18 protein-coding genes and 1 pseudogene are annotated in these 15842 nt (G+C 73.8%); 12 read left to right on the top strand and 7 right to left on the bottom strand.

The window, feature by feature from the left end; translation table 11 throughout:
- Nucleotides 1-26 precede the first annotated feature (26 nt).
- Nucleotides 27-857: a ribonuclease BN gene (locus tag ACFYOH_RS14450; RefSeq protein ID WP_388625374.1), complete on the bottom strand. Its 831-nt coding sequence runs from the start codon at nt 855-857 to the stop codon at nt 27-29.
- Between the two features lie 244 nt (nt 858-1101).
- On the opposite strand from ACFYOH_RS14450, the gene ACFYOH_RS14445 reads away from it, so the two are divergent.
- The gene (locus ACFYOH_RS14445) at nt 1102-2148 is read left to right on the top strand and encodes a galactosyldiacylglycerol synthase (RefSeq protein ID WP_388625952.1); all 1047 of its coding nucleotides are present in this window, start codon (nt 1102-1104) and stop codon (nt 2146-2148) included.
- 35 nt (nt 2149-2183) lie between these two features.
- Here ACFYOH_RS14445 and ACFYOH_RS14440 read toward each other — a convergent pair whose 3' ends face one another.
- The 5 genes from ACFYOH_RS14440 to ACFYOH_RS14420 all read right to left on the bottom strand — a co-directional run bounded on the left by ACFYOH_RS14440 (nt 2184) and on the right by ACFYOH_RS14420 (nt 6177).
- Nucleotides 2184-2921, bottom strand: coding sequence for a polysaccharide deacetylase family protein (locus ACFYOH_RS14440; RefSeq protein WP_388625372.1), 738 nt, complete (start codon nt 2919-2921; stop codon nt 2184-2186).
- A 26-nt stretch (nt 2922-2947) separates the two neighbouring features.
- Nucleotides 2948-3883 (bottom strand): DMT family transporter, encoded by a 936-nt coding sequence (locus ACFYOH_RS14435; RefSeq protein WP_388625370.1) that lies wholly within the window; start codon nt 3881-3883, stop codon nt 2948-2950.
- A gap of 6 nt (nt 3884-3889) precedes the next feature.
- A complete protein-coding gene (locus tag ACFYOH_RS14430) occupies nt 3890-4762 on the bottom strand; it encodes an SDR family NAD(P)-dependent oxidoreductase (protein ID WP_388625367.1) in 873 nt (290 codons plus the stop codon).
- A gap of 538 nt (nt 4763-5300) precedes the next feature.
- Complete coding sequence (locus ACFYOH_RS14425; protein WP_388625364.1) at nt 5301-5828, bottom strand: SRPBCC family protein; 528 nt, start codon at nt 5826-5828, stop codon at nt 5301-5303.
- A gap of 28 nt (nt 5829-5856) precedes the next feature.
- Nucleotides 5857-6177, bottom strand: coding sequence for an ArsR/SmtB family transcription factor (locus ACFYOH_RS14420; protein ID WP_388625362.1), 321 nt, complete (start codon nt 6175-6177; stop codon nt 5857-5859).
- Between the two features lie 106 nt (nt 6178-6283).
- Here ACFYOH_RS14420 and ACFYOH_RS14415 point away from each other — a divergent pair.
- From ACFYOH_RS14415 to ACFYOH_RS14390, 6 genes and pseudogenes are all read left to right on the top strand, one after another.
- A pseudogene (locus ACFYOH_RS14415) lies at nt 6284-6874 on the top strand (MFS transporter); the annotation flags it as partial.
- 76 nt (nt 6875-6950) lie between these two features.
- Nucleotides 6951-7448, top strand: coding sequence for a methyltransferase family protein (locus tag ACFYOH_RS14410; RefSeq protein ID WP_388625359.1), 498 nt, complete (start codon nt 6951-6953; stop codon nt 7446-7448).
- Nucleotides 7449-7511: 63 nt separating this feature from the next.
- Nucleotides 7512-7688, top strand: coding sequence for a hypothetical protein (locus ACFYOH_RS14405; RefSeq protein WP_388625357.1), 177 nt, complete (start codon nt 7512-7514; stop codon nt 7686-7688).
- 207 nt (nt 7689-7895) lie between these two features.
- Nucleotides 7896-8909, top strand: coding sequence for an iron-containing redox enzyme family protein (locus ACFYOH_RS14400; protein ID WP_388625354.1), 1014 nt, complete (start codon nt 7896-7898; stop codon nt 8907-8909).
- Complete coding sequence (locus ACFYOH_RS14395) at nt 8910-9584, top strand: HemK2/MTQ2 family protein methyltransferase (RefSeq protein ID WP_388625351.1); 675 nt, start codon at nt 8910-8912, stop codon at nt 9582-9584.
- Nucleotides 9565-9774 carry a CDGSH iron-sulfur domain-containing protein gene (locus tag ACFYOH_RS14390; RefSeq protein ID WP_388625348.1) on the top strand — a complete coding sequence of 70 codons (210 nt, stop codon included), beginning with the start codon at nt 9565-9567 and terminating at the stop codon, nt 9772-9774. The genes ACFYOH_RS14395 and ACFYOH_RS14390 overlap by 20 nt, the downstream gene beginning before the upstream one ends.
- Before the next feature lie 199 nt (nt 9775-9973).
- Here ACFYOH_RS14390 and ACFYOH_RS14385 read toward each other — a convergent pair whose 3' ends face one another.
- Nucleotides 9974-10408, bottom strand: a complete 435-nt coding sequence (locus tag ACFYOH_RS14385; protein ID WP_388625345.1) for a protease inhibitor — start codon at nt 10406-10408, stop codon at nt 9974-9976.
- 335 nt (nt 10409-10743) lie between these two features.
- Between ACFYOH_RS14385 and ACFYOH_RS14380 the strand changes: the two genes are divergently transcribed.
- From ACFYOH_RS14380 to ACFYOH_RS14360, 5 genes are all read left to right on the top strand, one after another.
- Nucleotides 10744-11307 carry a hypothetical protein gene (locus tag ACFYOH_RS14380; protein WP_388625342.1) on the top strand — a complete coding sequence of 188 codons (564 nt, stop codon included), beginning with the start codon at nt 10744-10746 and terminating at the stop codon, nt 11305-11307.
- 155 nt (nt 11308-11462) lie between these two features.
- On the top strand, nt 11463-13058 hold the full coding sequence (locus tag ACFYOH_RS14375; RefSeq protein ID WP_388625339.1) for a purine-cytosine permease family protein: 1596 nt from the start codon (nt 11463-11465) through the stop codon (nt 13056-13058).
- Nucleotides 13055-13726: a cyclase family protein gene (locus tag ACFYOH_RS14370; protein ID WP_388625336.1), complete on the top strand. Its 672-nt coding sequence runs from the start codon at nt 13055-13057 to the stop codon at nt 13724-13726. Before ACFYOH_RS14375 ends, ACFYOH_RS14370 begins: the two co-directional genes overlap by 4 nt.
- A 126-nt stretch (nt 13727-13852) precedes the next feature.
- Complete coding sequence (locus ACFYOH_RS14365) at nt 13853-14548, top strand: alpha/beta fold hydrolase (RefSeq protein WP_388625334.1); 696 nt, start codon at nt 13853-13855, stop codon at nt 14546-14548.
- A gap of 68 nt (nt 14549-14616) precedes the next feature.
- Entirely contained in the window at nt 14617-15786 is a 1170-nt protein-coding gene (locus tag ACFYOH_RS14360; RefSeq protein ID WP_388625331.1) for a lactate 2-monooxygenase, read from the top strand.
- Nucleotides 15787-15842: the final 56 nt, after the last annotated feature.

Raw genomic sequence — 15842 nt, 5'->3', positions numbered from 1 at the left:
CCGCCGCGACCGGCCGCGGGGAGGGTTCAGTACTTCCCCCGGCGCGGTTCCCGCTCCTCGTCTCCCCCGTCGTCGTGGTGCGGCGTCCAGTGGTGTTCGGTGAACCAGCGGCCGAACAGGGCTCCGCCGTAGATGACGAACCCGACGCCGATCAGCCAGGACTCGACCACGAGGACGGTGCCGACGGCGCCGTAGCTCAGCGCGTTGGTGACGATGAGCGGGGTGAAGACGAGGTAGGAGAAGGCCCGCAGGCCGGCCAGGCCGAGGACGGTGGCGAGCGCGCCGGGCAGCAGGGAGCGCCAGTTGACCTGGCCGCCCAGCAGGAAGCGCTGCCCCCACCAGAAGAAGGCGATGCCGCTCGCCGCGGACAGCGCGATCCGCTGGCCGCCGTGCAGCGCGTCCTTGGTCGCCACCTCCTGGTAGAGGTAGGCGGTGAGCACCACCAGCCAGGTCGCCTGCCGCCAGACCCGGTGCCAGGGGCCGGGAGGCACGGTCCAGATCCGTTCGTAGGCGTTCTGCACGCTGCCGCCGAAGGACACGCCGAAGACGGCCAGCAGGACACCACCCCAGACGCTGGTGGTGCCGATGACGTTGCGGGGCGGGCTGATGACGTCGGTGAGCACTCGGGCGGACCGGCCGGACAGGCCCATGCCGTCGGTGAGCCACGAGGCGAATCCGCCCCGCACCAGGGGATCGGCGGCGGCGACCACGATCAGCAGCGGCGCCAGCGTCACCAGCGCCAGGGTGGCGAACCCCATGGCCCGGTGCATCAGTTCCAGCTCGCGGCCGCGCTCGACCAGGGCCCCGGCCCTGAGCCACTCCCAAGCGCGGTGCAGGCCGCGCCGCCACCACCTCACGGCTCCTCCCGTGCTCGCCGCGCACACGCTGTCCTGAGCCGATTCATCCACCCCGGCGGGTTCGGGGCAACTTGCGGTGATGCCGTGTCGTGGGTCCGCGGTCCGGCGACACGGCGGCGGAGTGACCGGTTTGCGGGCGGCCTCCACCGGAGAATCGGACCCCGTGCGTACTCCTGCCGAGGTGCCCTCCCCGCCGCCGGCCCCGCCGGGCGGCCGGCGGCGACCGCTGATCCTGAGCGCGAGCATGGGCGCGGGTCACGACACCGTGGCCGCCGAACTGGCGCGGCGCGCCGCGGCGCACGGACACGAGCCGCAGGTGGCCGACGTCCTGAGCCTGCTGCCGTACGGCCTGGGCGGCGGGCTGCGCCGCTCCTACCAGGCGTCGGTACGGCATTTCCCGTGGGCGTACGCCGGCGTCTACGGCGCGTTCCTGCGGGGCGGCGGGGGGCCACGCCCGAGCGGGGTGCCGCTGGCCCGGCTCGCCGCCGCCGGGCTGACGGAGCTCGTGGAGCGGCTGGACGCCGATGTGGTGGTGTCCGTCTTCCATCTGGCCGCCCAGCTCACCGGTCATCTCCGGGCCCGGGGGCGGCTGCGGGTGCCGAGCGCGGTGTTCCTGGTCGACTTCGCCGTGCACCGGCAGTGGCTGCATCCCGGCAACGACCGGTATCTGTGCCTGACGGACGGGGCGGCGGCCGAGGTGCGCCGGGCCCTGGGCACCCCGGCCGTGACGACCGGCCCGGCGGTCGCGCCCGAATTCCGCGCACCGGCGCCCGGGGCGGCGCGGTGGCGGGGGCGTTTCGCCGGCGAGGCGCCCGGCCGGCCGGCGGTCCTGCTCTCGGCGGGCGCCTGGGGCGCGGCGCACCGCCCGGACGCCACCGCCCGGCTGCTGGCGGGGGCCGGCTATCTGCCGGTGGTGCTGTGCGGGCGCAACGCGCGGCTGCGGGCGCGGGTGTCCCGGGTGCCGGGAGTGCTGGCCCTGGACTGGGTGGACGACATGCCCGGGCTGCTGTCCGCCGCGTACGCCCTGGTGGACAACGCGGCCGGCCAGACCGCCGTACAGGCCCTGGCCGCCGGTCTGCCCGTGATCGGCTACCGGCCGCTGCCCGGCCATGGGGTGGACGGCGTCCGCCGGATGGCCGGCCTCGGCGTGTCGGAACTGGCCCCGGACGGCCCCGCATTGCTGACGGCCCTGGCCCGGCTCCCGGAGGGCAGCCCCGAGCGAACGCAACGGCTGTCCCGGGGGCGGGCACTGTTCCGGGGCGATCCGATGGCCGACGTGGCGTGGTTGTGACGGGGCGGGGGCGCCGGCGCCTCCTCGGCCTTTGCTCAGCAGCGTGCCCCGTGGTCGCGCAAGGGGCCGACCGAGAGGCCGGCCTCCTGGCAGTCCGCGACCAGGTCCGGCAGCGCGCCGAGGGCCGAGCGCCAGCAGTCGGGGGCCGCGAGCCGGTCGGAGTCGTGCAGCAGGACGGTGCCGCCGCCGCGCAGGTCCGCCGCGACCAGGGCCCGTACCGACGCGGGGGTGGCCTCGGCCGTCCAGTCCCTGCCCCACGCCGACCAGAGCACCGGCCGCAGCCCGGCCCGCCGTGCGGCCAGCCAGCGTCCGGAGGTGAGGATCCCGTACGGCGGGCGGTACCACTGCGGGCGGTGGCCGGAGACCTCGTGCAGGGCGTGGACGGTCCGGGCGACCTCGGCCGCGTCCCGGGCGGGTGCGGGGCGCCAGGGACGGTCGTGCGTCCAGCCGTGCACGGCCAGTTCGTGTCCGCGCCGGGCGGTCTCCCGGACCAGCGCGGGATGGCGCACCACGTTCTCGCCGAGCACGAAGAACGTGGCCCGCACGCCGAGGTCGTCCAGCACGTCGAGGAAGCGGGGCGTCGACCGCGGGTCGGGGCCGTCGTCGAAGGTCAGCGCGACGTGCCAGCGGCGGCCGGTGCCGGAGAGCCGCGGGAACAGCAGCAGCCGCACCCCGGGCAGCCAGGTGGCCGCCGGTCCGATGTGCGCGGCGGCGACGGCGGCCGGCAGCAGGACGGCCGCGGTCCGCCATGGACGGCCGCACATGGGGGACATGGCCCACCCGCCTTCCGTTCCTGTCCTCATCGGTGCGTCCGGTGCAGACGCCTCCCGGTCTCCTTCCCGTCCCGGGACCGCGTGTCCCACTCCCGTCCCACGGTCGGTGCCCGGGCCAGTCCAATGCTGCCCGCCCCGATCAGCGCGACGCCGAGCGCCTCCGGCAGCATCCGCAGCCCGAGGTGGATCGCCTCGGCGAACAGCACCCAGCCGAGGACGACGCTGGTGAGCGCGTCGCCCAGGGTGAGGGCGGGCTGGGAGGCCGTGAGCGATCCGGCGCCCAGCGCGCTCTGCAGCAGCAGGAAGGCCACGAGTCCGGCGCCGGCCGTGGCGTACGGCGACCAGTGGGTGAACATCGCGGCGGGCCCGTGTCCGAGCCGCCCCACGGCCTCCTTGAGCAGCGCGGCGGTGGCGGCGAAGCACACGGCGGAGGCGAGGCCGAACAGCGCGGCCCGGAGCGCGCCCTTCGTCGGACGGGCGGCGGCCACGAGGAGCACGACCAGGCCGAGCGCCCCGCCGCCGCCCAGCAGCCAGGCCCGCGGCGGCGCGGTCGGCCGGCCCGCGCCCGGGGCCGCCGCCAGCAGGAACAGGGCCAGCCCGGCGGCGAGGGCGACAAAGGCGAGCCAGGTCCACAGGGCGGGGCGGCGCCGGAAGACGACACCACCCACCAGGAGAGTGAACAGCAGCTCGGTGGCGAGCAGCGGCTGGACCAGGGAGAGGCTGCCCACGGCCAGCGCCCCGGCCTGCAGCAGCCCCGAGACCGCCAGCAGCGCGGCGCCCGCGAGCCAGTACGGGCGCCGCAGCAGCCGGGCGAGCCGGCGCACGGCCGGTCCCGCGCCGCGGCCGCCGTCGGCCCCGTCCTCCTCGGACCGCTCCTGCACTGCGGCCCGGCGCTGCAGCACGGACGCGGACGCGTTGGTCAGGGCCGCGAGCAGCGCGAGCAGCACCGTGACGGTGAGCATGGCCGGTCACCCGAAGCGGGCGGCGAGCCACCGGTAGAGCCCGGGCGCGACGCCGCGCACCTGGGCGGGGTACCGCAGCCAGCCGGGGACGTACACCTCGTCCCTGCCGTGCCGGACGGCGGCCCAGACGGCGTCCGCCACCCGCTCGGCCGGCACCGGGCGCGGCCATACCCGCGTGTAGGGCGCGCCCCGGCGCTCGAAGAACGGCGTGTCGACCGCGCCGGGGATGACCAGGGTCACGCCCACCCCGGTGCGGCGCAGCTCGTAGCGCAGGGCGTCGGCGAAGACGGCGAGGGCGGCCTTCGCGGCGGAGTACACGGCCTCGCCGCGCACGCCCACGCTGCCCGCCACGGACCCGATGAGCACGATGCGTCCGGAGCCGGCCGCGACCATGTGGGGCAGCAGGGCGCGCACGAGGTGCAGGGTGGCCAGCAGGTCGACGCCGACGATCTCGTCGATGCGCGCGTGCGGCATGCCGGTGAAGTCCCCGGCCCAGCCCAGGCCGGCGCACGCCACCAGCAGGTCGAGGCGGCCGGTGTGGTCCAGGACCAGATCGGTGAGCAGACGGCCGGCGCCCGGCCGGGTCAGGTCCGCCGGCACGGCCAGGGCGTCGAGCGGGGCGGCCACCTGCTCCAGGCGGGTGGCGTCCCGCCCGTTCAGCACCAGCCGCCAGCCTCCCTCGGCGGCGAGCCGGCGGGCGACGACGGCACCTATGCCCGAGGAGGCGCCCGTCACCAGGGCGGTGCCGCCCCGGGCGGCCCGGTTCCCGGCGGATCCGAGGACGGAGCCCGCGTCCGGGACGGAGCCCGCGTCCGGGACGGTGGTCGCGATCGGCCCGGCGCGTCTCGACGGTCCTGTGGGGGGCGGGGCGTGGGACATGGTGACGACCTCACTGCGACATGTGGGCACGGGCTCGCGAACTCCGGGGCCGAACCTTCGCGGTGTATCCAGGGCGCCACACACTGAAACAACGCGCACGGCGGAGTCCGGTCGAACGCGTGCCGCCGGTGTACGGACGGGGCCCGGGTCGCCGGGTGGTGCGTCCGGGACGATCATGGGTTGCGGGGAACGAAGGGGGGCAGGACCGGGGGCGTAGGGCCGACGTCACGACCGTACGCCGGGACGTCCCCGACAGCCCAGTCGTGGAGCCCGGCCCGCCCTCCGGCGCCGGCCGGCATCGGGCGAGCACGCACCGGACGGCGGTTGCCTGCGCGATGCGACCGAGGAGTTCTCGGTGCCGAGAGACAGGCGGGTGAGTTGCGGGCCCGGTGCGCCTGAGCGAGCGCCGGGAGCCCGCGTTCCCAGTGCGCCCGGACGGCCATCCGGGCGTACGAATGTCCCCGGCCAGGCAGCCCAGCCCCGCACGTCGTCCGCGGACCTGCGCCGGGTGTTCGTGAGCCGGCCGGCGGGGCGCCCGTCAGTCCAGGCCCGGCACGGGCGCGCCGGAGGGCACGCCGGCGCCGAGGTAGGCGTCGTAGAACTCCTTCCAGGCCGGGCTCACCCCGGCGTGCGCGCCCTCGAAGCGCTCGCTGCGCGCCTTGGCGTCGAGGGCGGCGAGGCACACCTCCCAGCCGGCGCCGTTGCGGGCGGCGGTGTTCGCCTCACTGAGGACGTTGGTGAGCGTGAACCGGGTGCGCCCTTCACCGACGGCCTCCAGGTCGAAGTGGAGTTCGTCGCCGCCCCATGCGAAGGACAGGTGCCGGGGCGGGTCGACGGCGAGCACACGGCCTGTGGACTCGGGCATGTTCGGGTCGCCGCTGAAGCGGATGGTGCCACCGGGGCGCAGCTCCATCTCGGCGCGGGAGGGGAACCACTGGGCCAGTTCGTCCGGATCGGTGACGAACCGCCAGACGCGGTCCGCCGGGTGGTCGTAGGTGCGGCTGAAGCGGACGGCGGGGCGGCCGTCCTGAAGGGTCAGATAGGTGCCGGTGAGGTCGACGGGCATGGTGCGTCAAGTCCTTCGCTGGGGGGTGTCACATGTCGTCCGACGTCTCGTCGAGGCGCCGGCCCAGGGCGTCCAGGCTGCGGTTCCACAGCCGGCGGTAGGGCGCCAGCCAGGCGTCGAGGGCGGCGATCGGTGCCGGGTCGAGGGCGTAGACGCGGCGCTGCGCGTCCTGCCGGACCCGGACCAGGCCCGCCTTCCGGAGGACCTTCAGATGCTTGGAGGTGCTCGGCTGGCTCAGCCCACAGGCCTCGACGATCTCCCCGACGGACCGGGGACGCTCCAGCAGGAGCGCGACGATGGCCCGCCGGTGCGGGTCGGCCAGGGCGGACCAGAGCGCTGTGTCGGACATGAGCCCTAATATGCCTTGCTAGTTATATGCCAGGCAAGGAATGGACGGGAGAGAAACGTTGCCGCTTCTCGCCAGGCGCGCCGTAGGCTCGATGTGTACGAAACAGTTTCGTTTAGGACTCAACCTCGGCTTCAGCCCGACGAAGACCGGTGTGGCGTTCCTGCCCATGGTCGGCGCGCTGATGGTCACGGCCCAGCTGGGCACCACGGTCCTCCTGCCCCGGATCGGCCCGAAGGCGGTCATCCCGCTGGGCTTTGCCGTCGCCACGGCCGGCATGGCCTGGCTGACCGGCATCGGCCTCGGCTCGCACTACCTGAGCGCGGTGCTCCCGCAGCTGATCGTGATCGGCATGGGCCTGGGCCTGGTCATGCCGACGGCCATGCAGCTGGCCGCCGGCGGGGTCGCGGCCGAGGACGCGGGTGTGGCCTCCGCGACCGTCAACGCCATGGAGCAGGTGGGCGGTTCGATCGGCACGGCACTGCTGAACACCCTCGCCGCGAGCGCCGCCACCGACTACCTCTCCGGCCGGGACGCCACCAGCAAGCTGGTGCGGGCACAGGCGACGATCGAGAGCTACACGACCGCCTTCTGGTGGTCGGCGGGCTTCTTCGCCGCGGGCACGGTGCTCGCCTTCCTGTTCTACCGGCGCGGAGTGCCGCAGCAGGACGCGGGCGCCGCACCGGTCGTCCACATGTGACGGCCACGCGCCATCCGACCCGAGGGGCCGCCGTCAGCAGGGAGACGGCGGCCCCTCGCCCTGGCATGGTGGGGTTGTGCGCAAGGCGTCGGCGGCGCTCGGCAGCGCCCTGTTCCTCGTCCCCGTCTCGGGCGGCGCGGCCGTGCTGGTGCCGTGGTGGCTGACCGGTGGCTGGCGGGCCGGCCACTGGTGGCCGCCGCTGCGGCTGCTCGGTCTGCTGCCCCTGGCGGCCGGTGCCGTCGTCATACTGGCGGCCTTCACCCGGTTCGCCCTGGAGGGGCTCGGCACGCCGGCGCCGGTCGCGCCGCCCGTGCGGCTGGTGGTGAGCGGCCCCTACCGGTACGTGCGCAATCCGATCTACGTCGCGATGATCGCCGTACTCATCGGGCAGGGTCTGCTGTTCGCCCGGCCGGTGCTCTTCGGTTATGCCGCCGGCGCCTGGGTGCTGACCTGGGCGTTCGTCCGCTGGTACGAGGAACCGGGACTGGTGCGACGGTTCGGCGCCGAGGACGAGCGCTACTGTCGTGCGGTGCCGGCCTGGCGGCCCCGGCGCACTCCCTGGCAGAGCGCTTGAGACGCCGTCGGCGGGTAACTCAGCGATCAGGGGATCAGGGGTACGGCGGCGGAAGGAGAGGCCATGACCAGCGAAGAAGACGAGCAGGAGCGCAAGGAACAGTTCGACACCGCCCTGCAGGAAGTGCTCCGGGAGGTGGAGGAGGCCGAGAAGCGCGACGAGGACAGGGCCGCCGGCGGCGAGGCCGGGGACGCCATCACGCCGAACACCGAGGCGCAGGAGCAGGCGGACGGGGACTGAGGAGACCGGCCGGGAACCGGCCGTAGCTCGGGGGGCGGCACACATGTGCCCCAGGCGTGGAGATCTTCCCGGGCCGAACGACCGCCGGTGTCCGTCCCGGCGCCCGGCCACCACCGGCAGCCGTCCCGCGACCGAACCGCCACCCGCAGCCGTCCCCGGGGCGACACGGTTCGCCGTGCCCTCCCGGGGCCTGGGTACCCGGTACTCATGAACAGCCATGATCGCGGGCCCCGGCTGCCCCCGCCCCGAGGCCCCCTCTCCGCCGCGGTCGCCGCCCGCCTGCGCGGCGCAGGACCGCTCCCGCGCCCCGCCGAGGCCGAGGAGGCGGATACCTACGGTGACGACCCGCAACTCGCCCTGTACCTGTGCTACGAGCTGCACTACCGGGGCTTCGCCGGCGTCGGCCCCGAGGCCGAATGGGATCCGGACCTGCTGCGTGTCCGCGCCGCGCTGGAGCGCCGCTTCCTGTCCGCGCTGCGCGCCGACGCGCCGGGCCACGACAGCCTCGACGACGCCCTCGCCGCGCTGCTGGTCGAACCGGTCGAGGGCAGCGGGGTCAGCCATTTCCTTTGTGCCGAGGGCGAGTTGTGGCAGCTGCGCGAGTACGCCGCCCAGCGCTCGCTGTACCACCTGAAGGAGGCCGACCCGCACGCCTGGGTGCTGCCTCGGCTGTGGGGCCGGGCCAAGGCGGGGATGGCGGCGGTGGAGTTCGACGAGTTCGGCGGCGGCCGGGCCGGCAGGGTGCACGCGCGCCTGTTCGCCGCACTGATGCAGGACCTGGGCCTGGACAGCGCCTACGGCCGGTATCTGGACGCGGCCCGCGCGGAGATGCTCGCCGTAGTCAACCTGATGTCCCTGTTCGGCCTGCATCGCGGGTTGCGCGGCGCGCTGGTGGGCCACTTCGCCGACGTGGAGATCACCTCCTCACCAGCCTCCCGGCGGCTCGCCGAGGCCATGCGCCGCACCGGCGCCGGCCCCGCGGCGGAGTTCTTCTACGACGAGCATGTCGAGGCGGACGCCGTCCACGAACAGGTCGTACGCCATCAGGTGATCGGCGGGCTGCTCGCCGAGGAGCCGGAACTCGCGGCGGACGTGACCTTCGGGATCGACGCCACCGAGTATCTGGAGGACCGGCTGGGGCGGCGGCTGCTCGCCGACTGGCGCGCCGGGCGCTCGTCCCTGCGCACACCCCTGATGCCGCAGGTGTCCCATACATCCTGAATGTCGGGGTACCCGCGCGGTGTGATCGCTGTGGTGCTTCCGGGCGTGTACGCCCCGCAGGACGACACGGAGTTGCTGGCCGAGTCCCTCCGCGAGGAGGCCCCGGCGCCCGGCGCCCGGGTGCTCGACGTCGGCACCGGCAGCGGGGCGCTGGCCCTGGAGGCGGCCCGGCACGGCGCCGAGGTGACCGCGGTGGACGTGTCCCGGCTGGCGGTGTGGACGGTACGGATGAACGCCTGGCTGACCCGGCTGCCGGTGCGGATCAGGCGCGGCAACCTCTTCGGACCGGTCCGGGGCCGCACGTACGACCTCATCCTTGCGAACCCGCCGTACGTCCCCGCACCCGATGCCGGACGCGGGCCGCGCGGCCGGGCCCGGGCCTGGGACGCGGGCCGGGACGGCAGGCAGGTGCTGGACCGGATCTGCCGGGACGCGCCCGCACTGCTACGCCCCGGAGGCGTGCTGCTGGTCGTGCAGTCCGCGCTCAGCGATCCCGAACGCACCCTGCAACTGCTGCGCGCCGCACGCCTGAAGGCCTCGGTGGTCCGGCGTCGCCGGATCCCCTTCGGTCCGGTGCTGCGCTCGCGGGAGGACTGGCTGCGCCGGTGCGGTCTGCTCGCTCCGGTCGCACAGGAGGAGGAGTTGGTGGTCGTCCGTGCCGAACGAACGCGCTGACCGGGCCCGCCGGATCACGGTGCGGCGGCAGGGGCCGCTGCTCGTGGAGGGGCCGGTGGAGGTCGAGTTGGAGGACGGCACCACGGTGTCCTCGGACCGTTTCCTGGTCGCTCTGTGTACCTGCCGGCGCAGTCGCCGTTATCCCTGGTGCGACACGAGTCACCGGCGCAAGACCAAGGACAGCGGTTGAAACCGGCTGTTTTTCGCCGCTCCCCGGGAAAGGCCCCCCACGGGCCCGCCCGGGGAGCGGCTGTGTGCCCGGAAGCCGGCGGGCGGCCCCACTCCGCCCGTCGGTTCCGGTACGAGATCGCAGGTTCCCCGCTCCAGGGGCCGCACTCCCCGGTTGCGGACCTGTTCCGGCCTGTGCGGGGTCCGTTGCGATCCCGGTCCTAGAAGGCGAAGACGCCGCCGCCCACGGAGTCCCGCACGCATGTGTTGCCGAAGGTGCGCTCGTAGGAGACGCGCTTGCCCTGCCAGACGCCCTGGACGGTGACGACGACCGGGTCGTACAGCTTGTTGCACCACACGTCGCCGGCGGGCTTCAGGGCGTCGAAGTCGCCGCCCGTGCCGCGCAGTTCGGCGCAGGCCGCGACCGCTGCCGGGTGGGTGCCGGAGGCCGTCGGGGCGCAGGTCAGGGTGACGGCGCGCTCCGGGGTGGCCGTGGCCGCGTCGTTGCCGTGGCCGGTGGTGAGGACCAGCGCCGAGGGGGCGTAGAGCGACGACGGGGCGGCGTCCGGTGCAGCGACGGCGGCCCCGGTCAGGGGTCCGCAAACGGCGGCGGCCGTGAGGCCGAGGGCCGCTGCCCAGCGCGCGGTGTTCCGCATTGTATGCATCCTTCCGCTCGGATAGACGGTTGCCGGCTCCGACCCGGTGGGCGCCGGAGCGGCGAGCGCCACTCTGCCGAGTCCGCCGCCGAAACACACATCGAACCCACCGCTTTCAGTAACCTTGCGTGTTGAAACAGTGGCGTGAAGTTACGGAAATGGAAGCCTCTGACCGCGCAACTGAGCGGTTCTTGATCGTAGAGAGCGGTCACATGGCCGAAAATCACCGGCTCGTTAATCGGCCTGAAACATTCCGGGTTCGCCGTGAGTGAAAGCTTTCACGACGCCTTCACGACTCCTTGTGTTCATGAAGGCGTCCGCGTAACGCTGATTACATGATTACAGCAGAGCAGAAGGAGAAGCTGCGCGGCTGGTTCTCCGGCCGTCTGCCGGACGGTCTCTTCGAGGAACTGGTGGAGGTCACCGCCGACCGCGAGGAGATCACGGTGATCGGCCGCGTCCCCGAGCCCCGGCTCGCCGAGGGCGCCTCGGACGCCGAGCGGGAGGCCGCACTGCGCGCCCGGATCCAGGAGTTCCGCGAGCGCACCCGCGGGGACCGGATGGAGGTGGCCCGGGAGGCCGAGCACCTGTTCCGCCGCAAGGTCTCCTGGGGCGTGGTGTGCGGTCCGGAGCGTGCCCTGTTCACCCATGTCGCCGCGCCGGTCATGACCCGGCTGCGCCAGCCGGAGCGTCAGGTGCTGGACACCCTCATCGCCGGGGGCATCGCCCGCAGCCGCAGTGACGCCCTCGCCTGGTGCGTGCGCCTGGTCCAGCGCCACACCGAGGACTGGCTGACCGAGCTGCGCGAGTCGCTGGAACACGTCCAGCGGGTACGGGCGCAGGGACCCGACGCGGAGGAGGTGGCCGATTCCTCCACTGACGACGGCGAAGATGGATGAATCGCCCTCTGGCAGGGGTCCTCACCGCGGTCTTACCGTCTGCAGACCGCTCCGGGCGACCCCCACCGGCGCCGCACCACCCCTGCGGCACGGCGGTCGTCCGCCACCGCCGCGCGACCCAGCGCTCCATCGCCGCGACCTCGCTGGAGCCCTCCGTGACCCCTCAGTCCCCCGACTCGCCGACCGCGCCGCCGCCGGCCCTCACCGAGGTCGAGCCCTACGGCGTCGAGCGGATTCCCGACGCGGACCGCACCGCGACCCCGCTGGACCTGTTCCGGGTCGCCTTCGGCGGCGCCAACACCTTCTCCACCTGCGTACTCGGCGCGTTCCCGATCCTGTTCGGACTCTCCTTCCGGCAGGGACTCGCGGCCACCGTCCTCGGTGTCGTCGCGGGTGCGCTGATCCTCTGCCCCATGGCCGTGTTCGGCCCGGTCAACGGCACCAACAACGCGGTCTCGTCCTCCGCTCACCTGGGCGTGCACGGCCGCGTGGTCGGTTCGTTCCTGTCGCTGCTGACGGCCGTCGCATTCTTCTCCATCTCGGTGTGGAGCTCCGGCGACGCGCTGGTCGGCGGCGCCCACCGGCTGTTCGGCCTGGAGCGCGGCACGCCGTCATACGTCGTCGCGTACGCCCTGTTCGCCGGGCTGGTCCTCGCGGTGTGCGTCTACGGCTTCCGGTTCATGCTGTTCGTCAACAAGATCGCGGTGACCTCGGCGACCGCGCTGTTCCTGCTCGGCGCGATCGCCTTCGCCGGTGACTTCGACCCGTCGTACGCCGGTGTGTTCACGGCCTCGGCAGACGCGGCGACCAGGTCGATGTTCTGGCCGTCGTTCATCGGGGCGGCCCTGATCGTGCTGTCCAACCCGGTGTCCTTCGGCGCTTTCCTCGGCGACTGGTCGCGCTACATCCCGGCCGGCACCCCGCGGCGCAGGGTGGTCGGCGCCGCGTTCCTCTCCCAGATCGCGACCCTGCTGCCGTTCGTCTTCGGCCTGGCGACCGCGAGCATCATCGCGACGAAGGCGCCGAAGTACGTCGACCCGGCCGCGCCCGACTTCGTGGGCGGGCTGCTGGCGATCTCGCCGAGCTGGTTCTTCCTGCCGGTGTGTCTGCTCGCCCTGATCGGCGGCATGTCGACGGGCACCACCTCGCTGTACGGCACCGGCCTCGACTTCTCGTCGGTGTTCCCGAAGCTCTCCCGCGTACAGGCGACGCTGCTGGTCGGCGTGTTGTCCATCGCGTTCATCTTCATCGGCCGGTTCGGCCTGGACCTCGTGCAGTCCATCTCGACGTTCGCCACGATGATCATCACCTGCACCACACCGTGGATGGTCGTCATGATGCTCGGCTTCTACACCCGCCGCGGCTGGTACGACCCCGACGCGCTGCAGGTCTTCAACCGCCGTCAGCGCGGCGGCCGCTACTGGTTCGCGCATGGCTGGAACTGGCGCGGCATGACCGCCTGGTGGGTGGCGGCGGTGATCGGCGTGCTGTTCACGAACATCCCGGGTCAGTTCGTCGGCCCACTGGGCGGCCTGGCGAACGGCGTCGACATCAGCCTGCCGCTGTCGCTCGCGGTGGCCGCGATCCTGTTCCTGACGCTGCTGCGGCTGTTCCCCGAGCCCCGGGCGGCGTACGGCCCCGAGGGTCCGCGGCTGGCCCGTACCGTCGAGGCCCCGGTGCCCCCGATCACCGGTCCCGGCACCCCGGCGGACGAGGTGTCTCCCGCGCCGGCGGCCGAGGGCGGCCGATGACGGCCTGGATCGACCTGTCGGTGCCGATCGTCACCGGGATGCCCGTGTATCCCGGTGACCCTCAGGTCACGGTCTCCCCCGCACTGCGGGCCCCGGCCGACGGCGTCAACGTCCTGGCACTCCACCTGGGTTCGCAGTCCGGCACCCACGTCGACGCGCCGTACCACGTCGACGACGCCTGGCCGCGCCTGGACGAACTGCCGGCGGACCGGTTCGCCGGGCGCGCGGTCGTGGCCGACGTGCGGGGACTGCCCGCCCGCTCGCCGATCACCGAGGCTCTGCTGGCCCCCGCGCTCGACGCCCTCACGACCGCACCCGGCGCACTGCTGCTCCTCGCCACGGGCTGGTCGGAGCACTGGGGCAGCGACGCCTACCTCGACCACCCCTGGCTGACCCCCGGGGCCGCCCGGGCCGTGGTCGAGACCGGCGCCCGTACCGTGGCCGTGGATGCGCTCAGCGTGGACCCGACCCCCCGGCCCGGCGATCCCGACGCGGACCACGGTCTGCCGGCCCATCGGGTGCTGTGCGGCGCGGGCGGGGTCATCGCGGAGAACCTCACCGGCCTGGACCGCCTGGTCGGGGCGGAGGCGGTCGAGGTGTTCCTCTTCCCGCTGCTGCTTCCGGGGGCGGACGGCGCGCCGGTGCGGGCGATGGCCCGGACCGGCTGAACGCCTCGCGGGCTGCCCGGTGGTGGAGCGCACGCCTGCTCGCAGATCCGGCATCGGCCGCGACCGGAATCGCAACTCAGCCGTCTCCAGGCGAAGTTGTCGGATCCATGCGGTACGTTGGCGGCCATGAGCGACTTGGTGCTGGTGGCGGGGGCATGGCTGGGCGCATGGGCGTGGGACGAGGTGGCGGCCGACCTGCGCGCCGCCGGCCATGAGGTGCACGCCCTCACGCTGTCCGGGCTGGCCGAGAAGAGGGAGTTGCCCGCCGGGCAGCGGATCCATGTCCAGGACATCGTCGACGAGGTCGAGCGGCTGGACCTGCGGGACGTCGTCCTGGTCGGGCACAGCTACTCGGGCGTGCCGGTCGGACAGGCGGCCGAGCGGATCGGCGACCGGCTGCGCCGCGTGGTGTTCGTCGACTCCAACGTGCCGGCGGACGGCGTGTCGTTCCTCGACGGCTTCCCCAGCGATCACATCCGTGCCGCTCTCGCTGAGCACGAGGGCGTGTGGCCGCTCCTGCCACCGGCGGCCTACGCGAACCAGGACCTCACCGACGAGCAGATCGCCCGTCTCATCGACGAGGGCACCCCGCACCCGGCCGCCACGCTGACCGAACCGGCCGTGCTGAAGCGCCCACTTGCCGAGCTGCCGGCGACGTACATCAAGTGCCTCCTCGACGGCCGCGATCCACTGCCCGCCGTGGCCGAGGCGCTGCGCGGCGGACGCTGGGAGCTGGTCGAGCTCGACACCGGCCACTGGCCGATGTTCTCCACGCCCCGGGAGCTGGCCCGCATCCTGGACAAAGCAGCCACCCGTCGCTGAAGTCCCCGACTACCCGCCAGTATCGTCGGGCTGCACGCGTACTCAGCGACGAGAGGCGGGACGGCCGGATGGCGAAGCACTGGGCTGATTTCCAGTACGAGATCTATCTGAACGGGATGTCGGGTGCCGTGCCCCGGCTCCCCACCGACCTGACCCGGCTGGAGGAACTGGCCGAACACCGGCTCGGTCCGGGCCCGGTGGGATATGTGGCGGGAAGCGCGGGCGACGGCAGCACGGCCCGCGCCAACCGGGCCGCGCTCGCCCGGCGCAGGATCGTGCCGCGCATGCTGCGCGACGTGGCCGAGCGCGATCTGTCGGTCGAGGTGCTCGGCCGGGCACTCCCGGCACCGCTGGCGCTGGCACCCGTCGGCGTGCTGTCGATCATGCATCCGGACGCCGAGTCCGCCGCCGCCCGGGCCGCCGCCGCGCAGGGCGTGCCGTACCTCCTGTCCTCGGCGTCGAGCACGCCGATGGAGCAGGTGGCGGAGGCGATGGGGGACGCCGAGCGGTGGTTCCAGCTGTACTGGGGCAAGGACCGTGAGGTGACGCGGAGTTTTCTGAGCCGGGCGAAGGCCGCCGGGTTCTCGGTGCTCGTGGTCACCCTGGACACCCCGCTGCTGGCGTGGCGGCCGCGCGACCTGGACCAGGCGTATCTGCCGTTCCTGCACGGGGTGGGCACCGCCAACTACTTCACCGACCCGGCCTTCCGGGCGGGACTCGCCAAGCCCGTGCACGAGGACCCGAACGCGGCGGTGCTGCACTTCCTCGGCCTGTTCGGGGACGCCGGCCACACCTGGCCGGACCTGGCGTTCCTGCGGGAGCACTGGGACGGCCCGATCGTGCTCAAGGGCATCCTGCACCCGGACGACGCCCGGCTCGCCGCCGACGCCGGGGTGGACGGCGTGGTGGTCTCCAACCACGGCGGCCGGCAGGTGGCCGGCTCGGTCGCCGCCGCCGATGCGCTGCCCCGGGTCGCGGACGCGGTCGGCGACCGGCTGACGGTGCTGTTCGACAGCGGGGTGCGCACCGGCGACGACGTGTTCAAGGCACTGGCCCTCGGCGCGCGTGCCGTGCTCCTCGGCCGGCCGTACGTCTACGGCCTCGGGCTGGATGGACAGGCCGGCGTGGAGCATGTCGTCCGGTGCGTGCTGGCGGAGCTGGATCTGACGCTGGCTCTGTCCGGGCACACCGGTCCGGGGACGGTGACGTCGGCGGACCTGGTCGAGGACCCGGCCTGACCCCGGCCCGCCGAGCGCTCCGCTGGGTGCCACGCAGCGCTCCGCGGGGTGCCGCG

The sequence above is a fragment of the Streptomyces sp. NPDC007856 genome, from assembly GCF_042868225.1.
Lineage (GTDB): Bacteria > Actinomycetota > Actinomycetes > Streptomycetales > Streptomycetaceae > Streptomyces.
This window is presented reverse-complemented; position numbering and strand designations above follow the sequence as displayed.

What these genes read in the sequence shown, in the direction of transcription:
- ACFYOH_RS14445 (WP_388625952.1), top strand. Translation starts at nt 1,102, where the DNA reads ATGGGCGCGGGTCACGACACCGTGGCCGCCGAACTGGCGCGGCGCGCC.
- ACFYOH_RS14440 (WP_388625372.1), bottom strand. Translation starts at nt 2,921, where the DNA reads ATGTCCCCCATGTGCGGCCGTCCATGGCGGACCGCGGCCGTCCTGCTG.
- ACFYOH_RS14435 (WP_388625370.1), bottom strand. Translation starts at nt 3,883, where the DNA reads ATGCTCACCGTCACGGTGCTGCTCGCGCTGCTCGCGGCCCTGACCAAC.
- ACFYOH_RS14430 (WP_388625367.1), bottom strand. Translation starts at nt 4,762, where the DNA reads ATGTCCCACGCCCCGCCCCCCACAGGACCGTCGAGACGCGCCGGGCCG.
- ACFYOH_RS14425 (WP_388625364.1), bottom strand. Translation starts at nt 5,828, where the DNA reads ATGCCCGTCGACCTCACCGGCACCTATCTGACCCTTCAGGACGGCCGC.
- ACFYOH_RS14420 (WP_388625362.1), bottom strand. Translation starts at nt 6,177, where the DNA reads ATGTCCGACACAGCGCTCTGGTCCGCCCTGGCCGACCCGCACCGGCGG.
- ACFYOH_RS14405 (WP_388625357.1), top strand. Translation starts at nt 7,512, where the DNA reads ATGACCAGCGAAGAAGACGAGCAGGAGCGCAAGGAACAGTTCGACACC.
- ACFYOH_RS14400 (WP_388625354.1), top strand. Translation starts at nt 7,896, where the DNA reads ATGAACAGCCATGATCGCGGGCCCCGGCTGCCCCCGCCCCGAGGCCCC.
- ACFYOH_RS14395 (WP_388625351.1), top strand. Translation starts at nt 8,910, where the DNA reads ATGTCGGGGTACCCGCGCGGTGTGATCGCTGTGGTGCTTCCGGGCGTG.
- ACFYOH_RS14385 (WP_388625345.1), bottom strand. Translation starts at nt 10,408, where the DNA reads ATGCGGAACACCGCGCGCTGGGCAGCGGCCCTCGGCCTCACGGCCGCC.
- ACFYOH_RS14380 (WP_388625342.1), top strand. Translation starts at nt 10,744, where the DNA reads ATGATTACAGCAGAGCAGAAGGAGAAGCTGCGCGGCTGGTTCTCCGGC.
- ACFYOH_RS14370 (WP_388625336.1), top strand. Translation starts at nt 13,055, where the DNA reads ATGACGGCCTGGATCGACCTGTCGGTGCCGATCGTCACCGGGATGCCC.
- ACFYOH_RS14365 (WP_388625334.1), top strand. Translation starts at nt 13,853, where the DNA reads ATGAGCGACTTGGTGCTGGTGGCGGGGGCATGGCTGGGCGCATGGGCG.
- ACFYOH_RS14360 (WP_388625331.1), top strand. Translation starts at nt 14,617, where the DNA reads ATGGCGAAGCACTGGGCTGATTTCCAGTACGAGATCTATCTGAACGGG.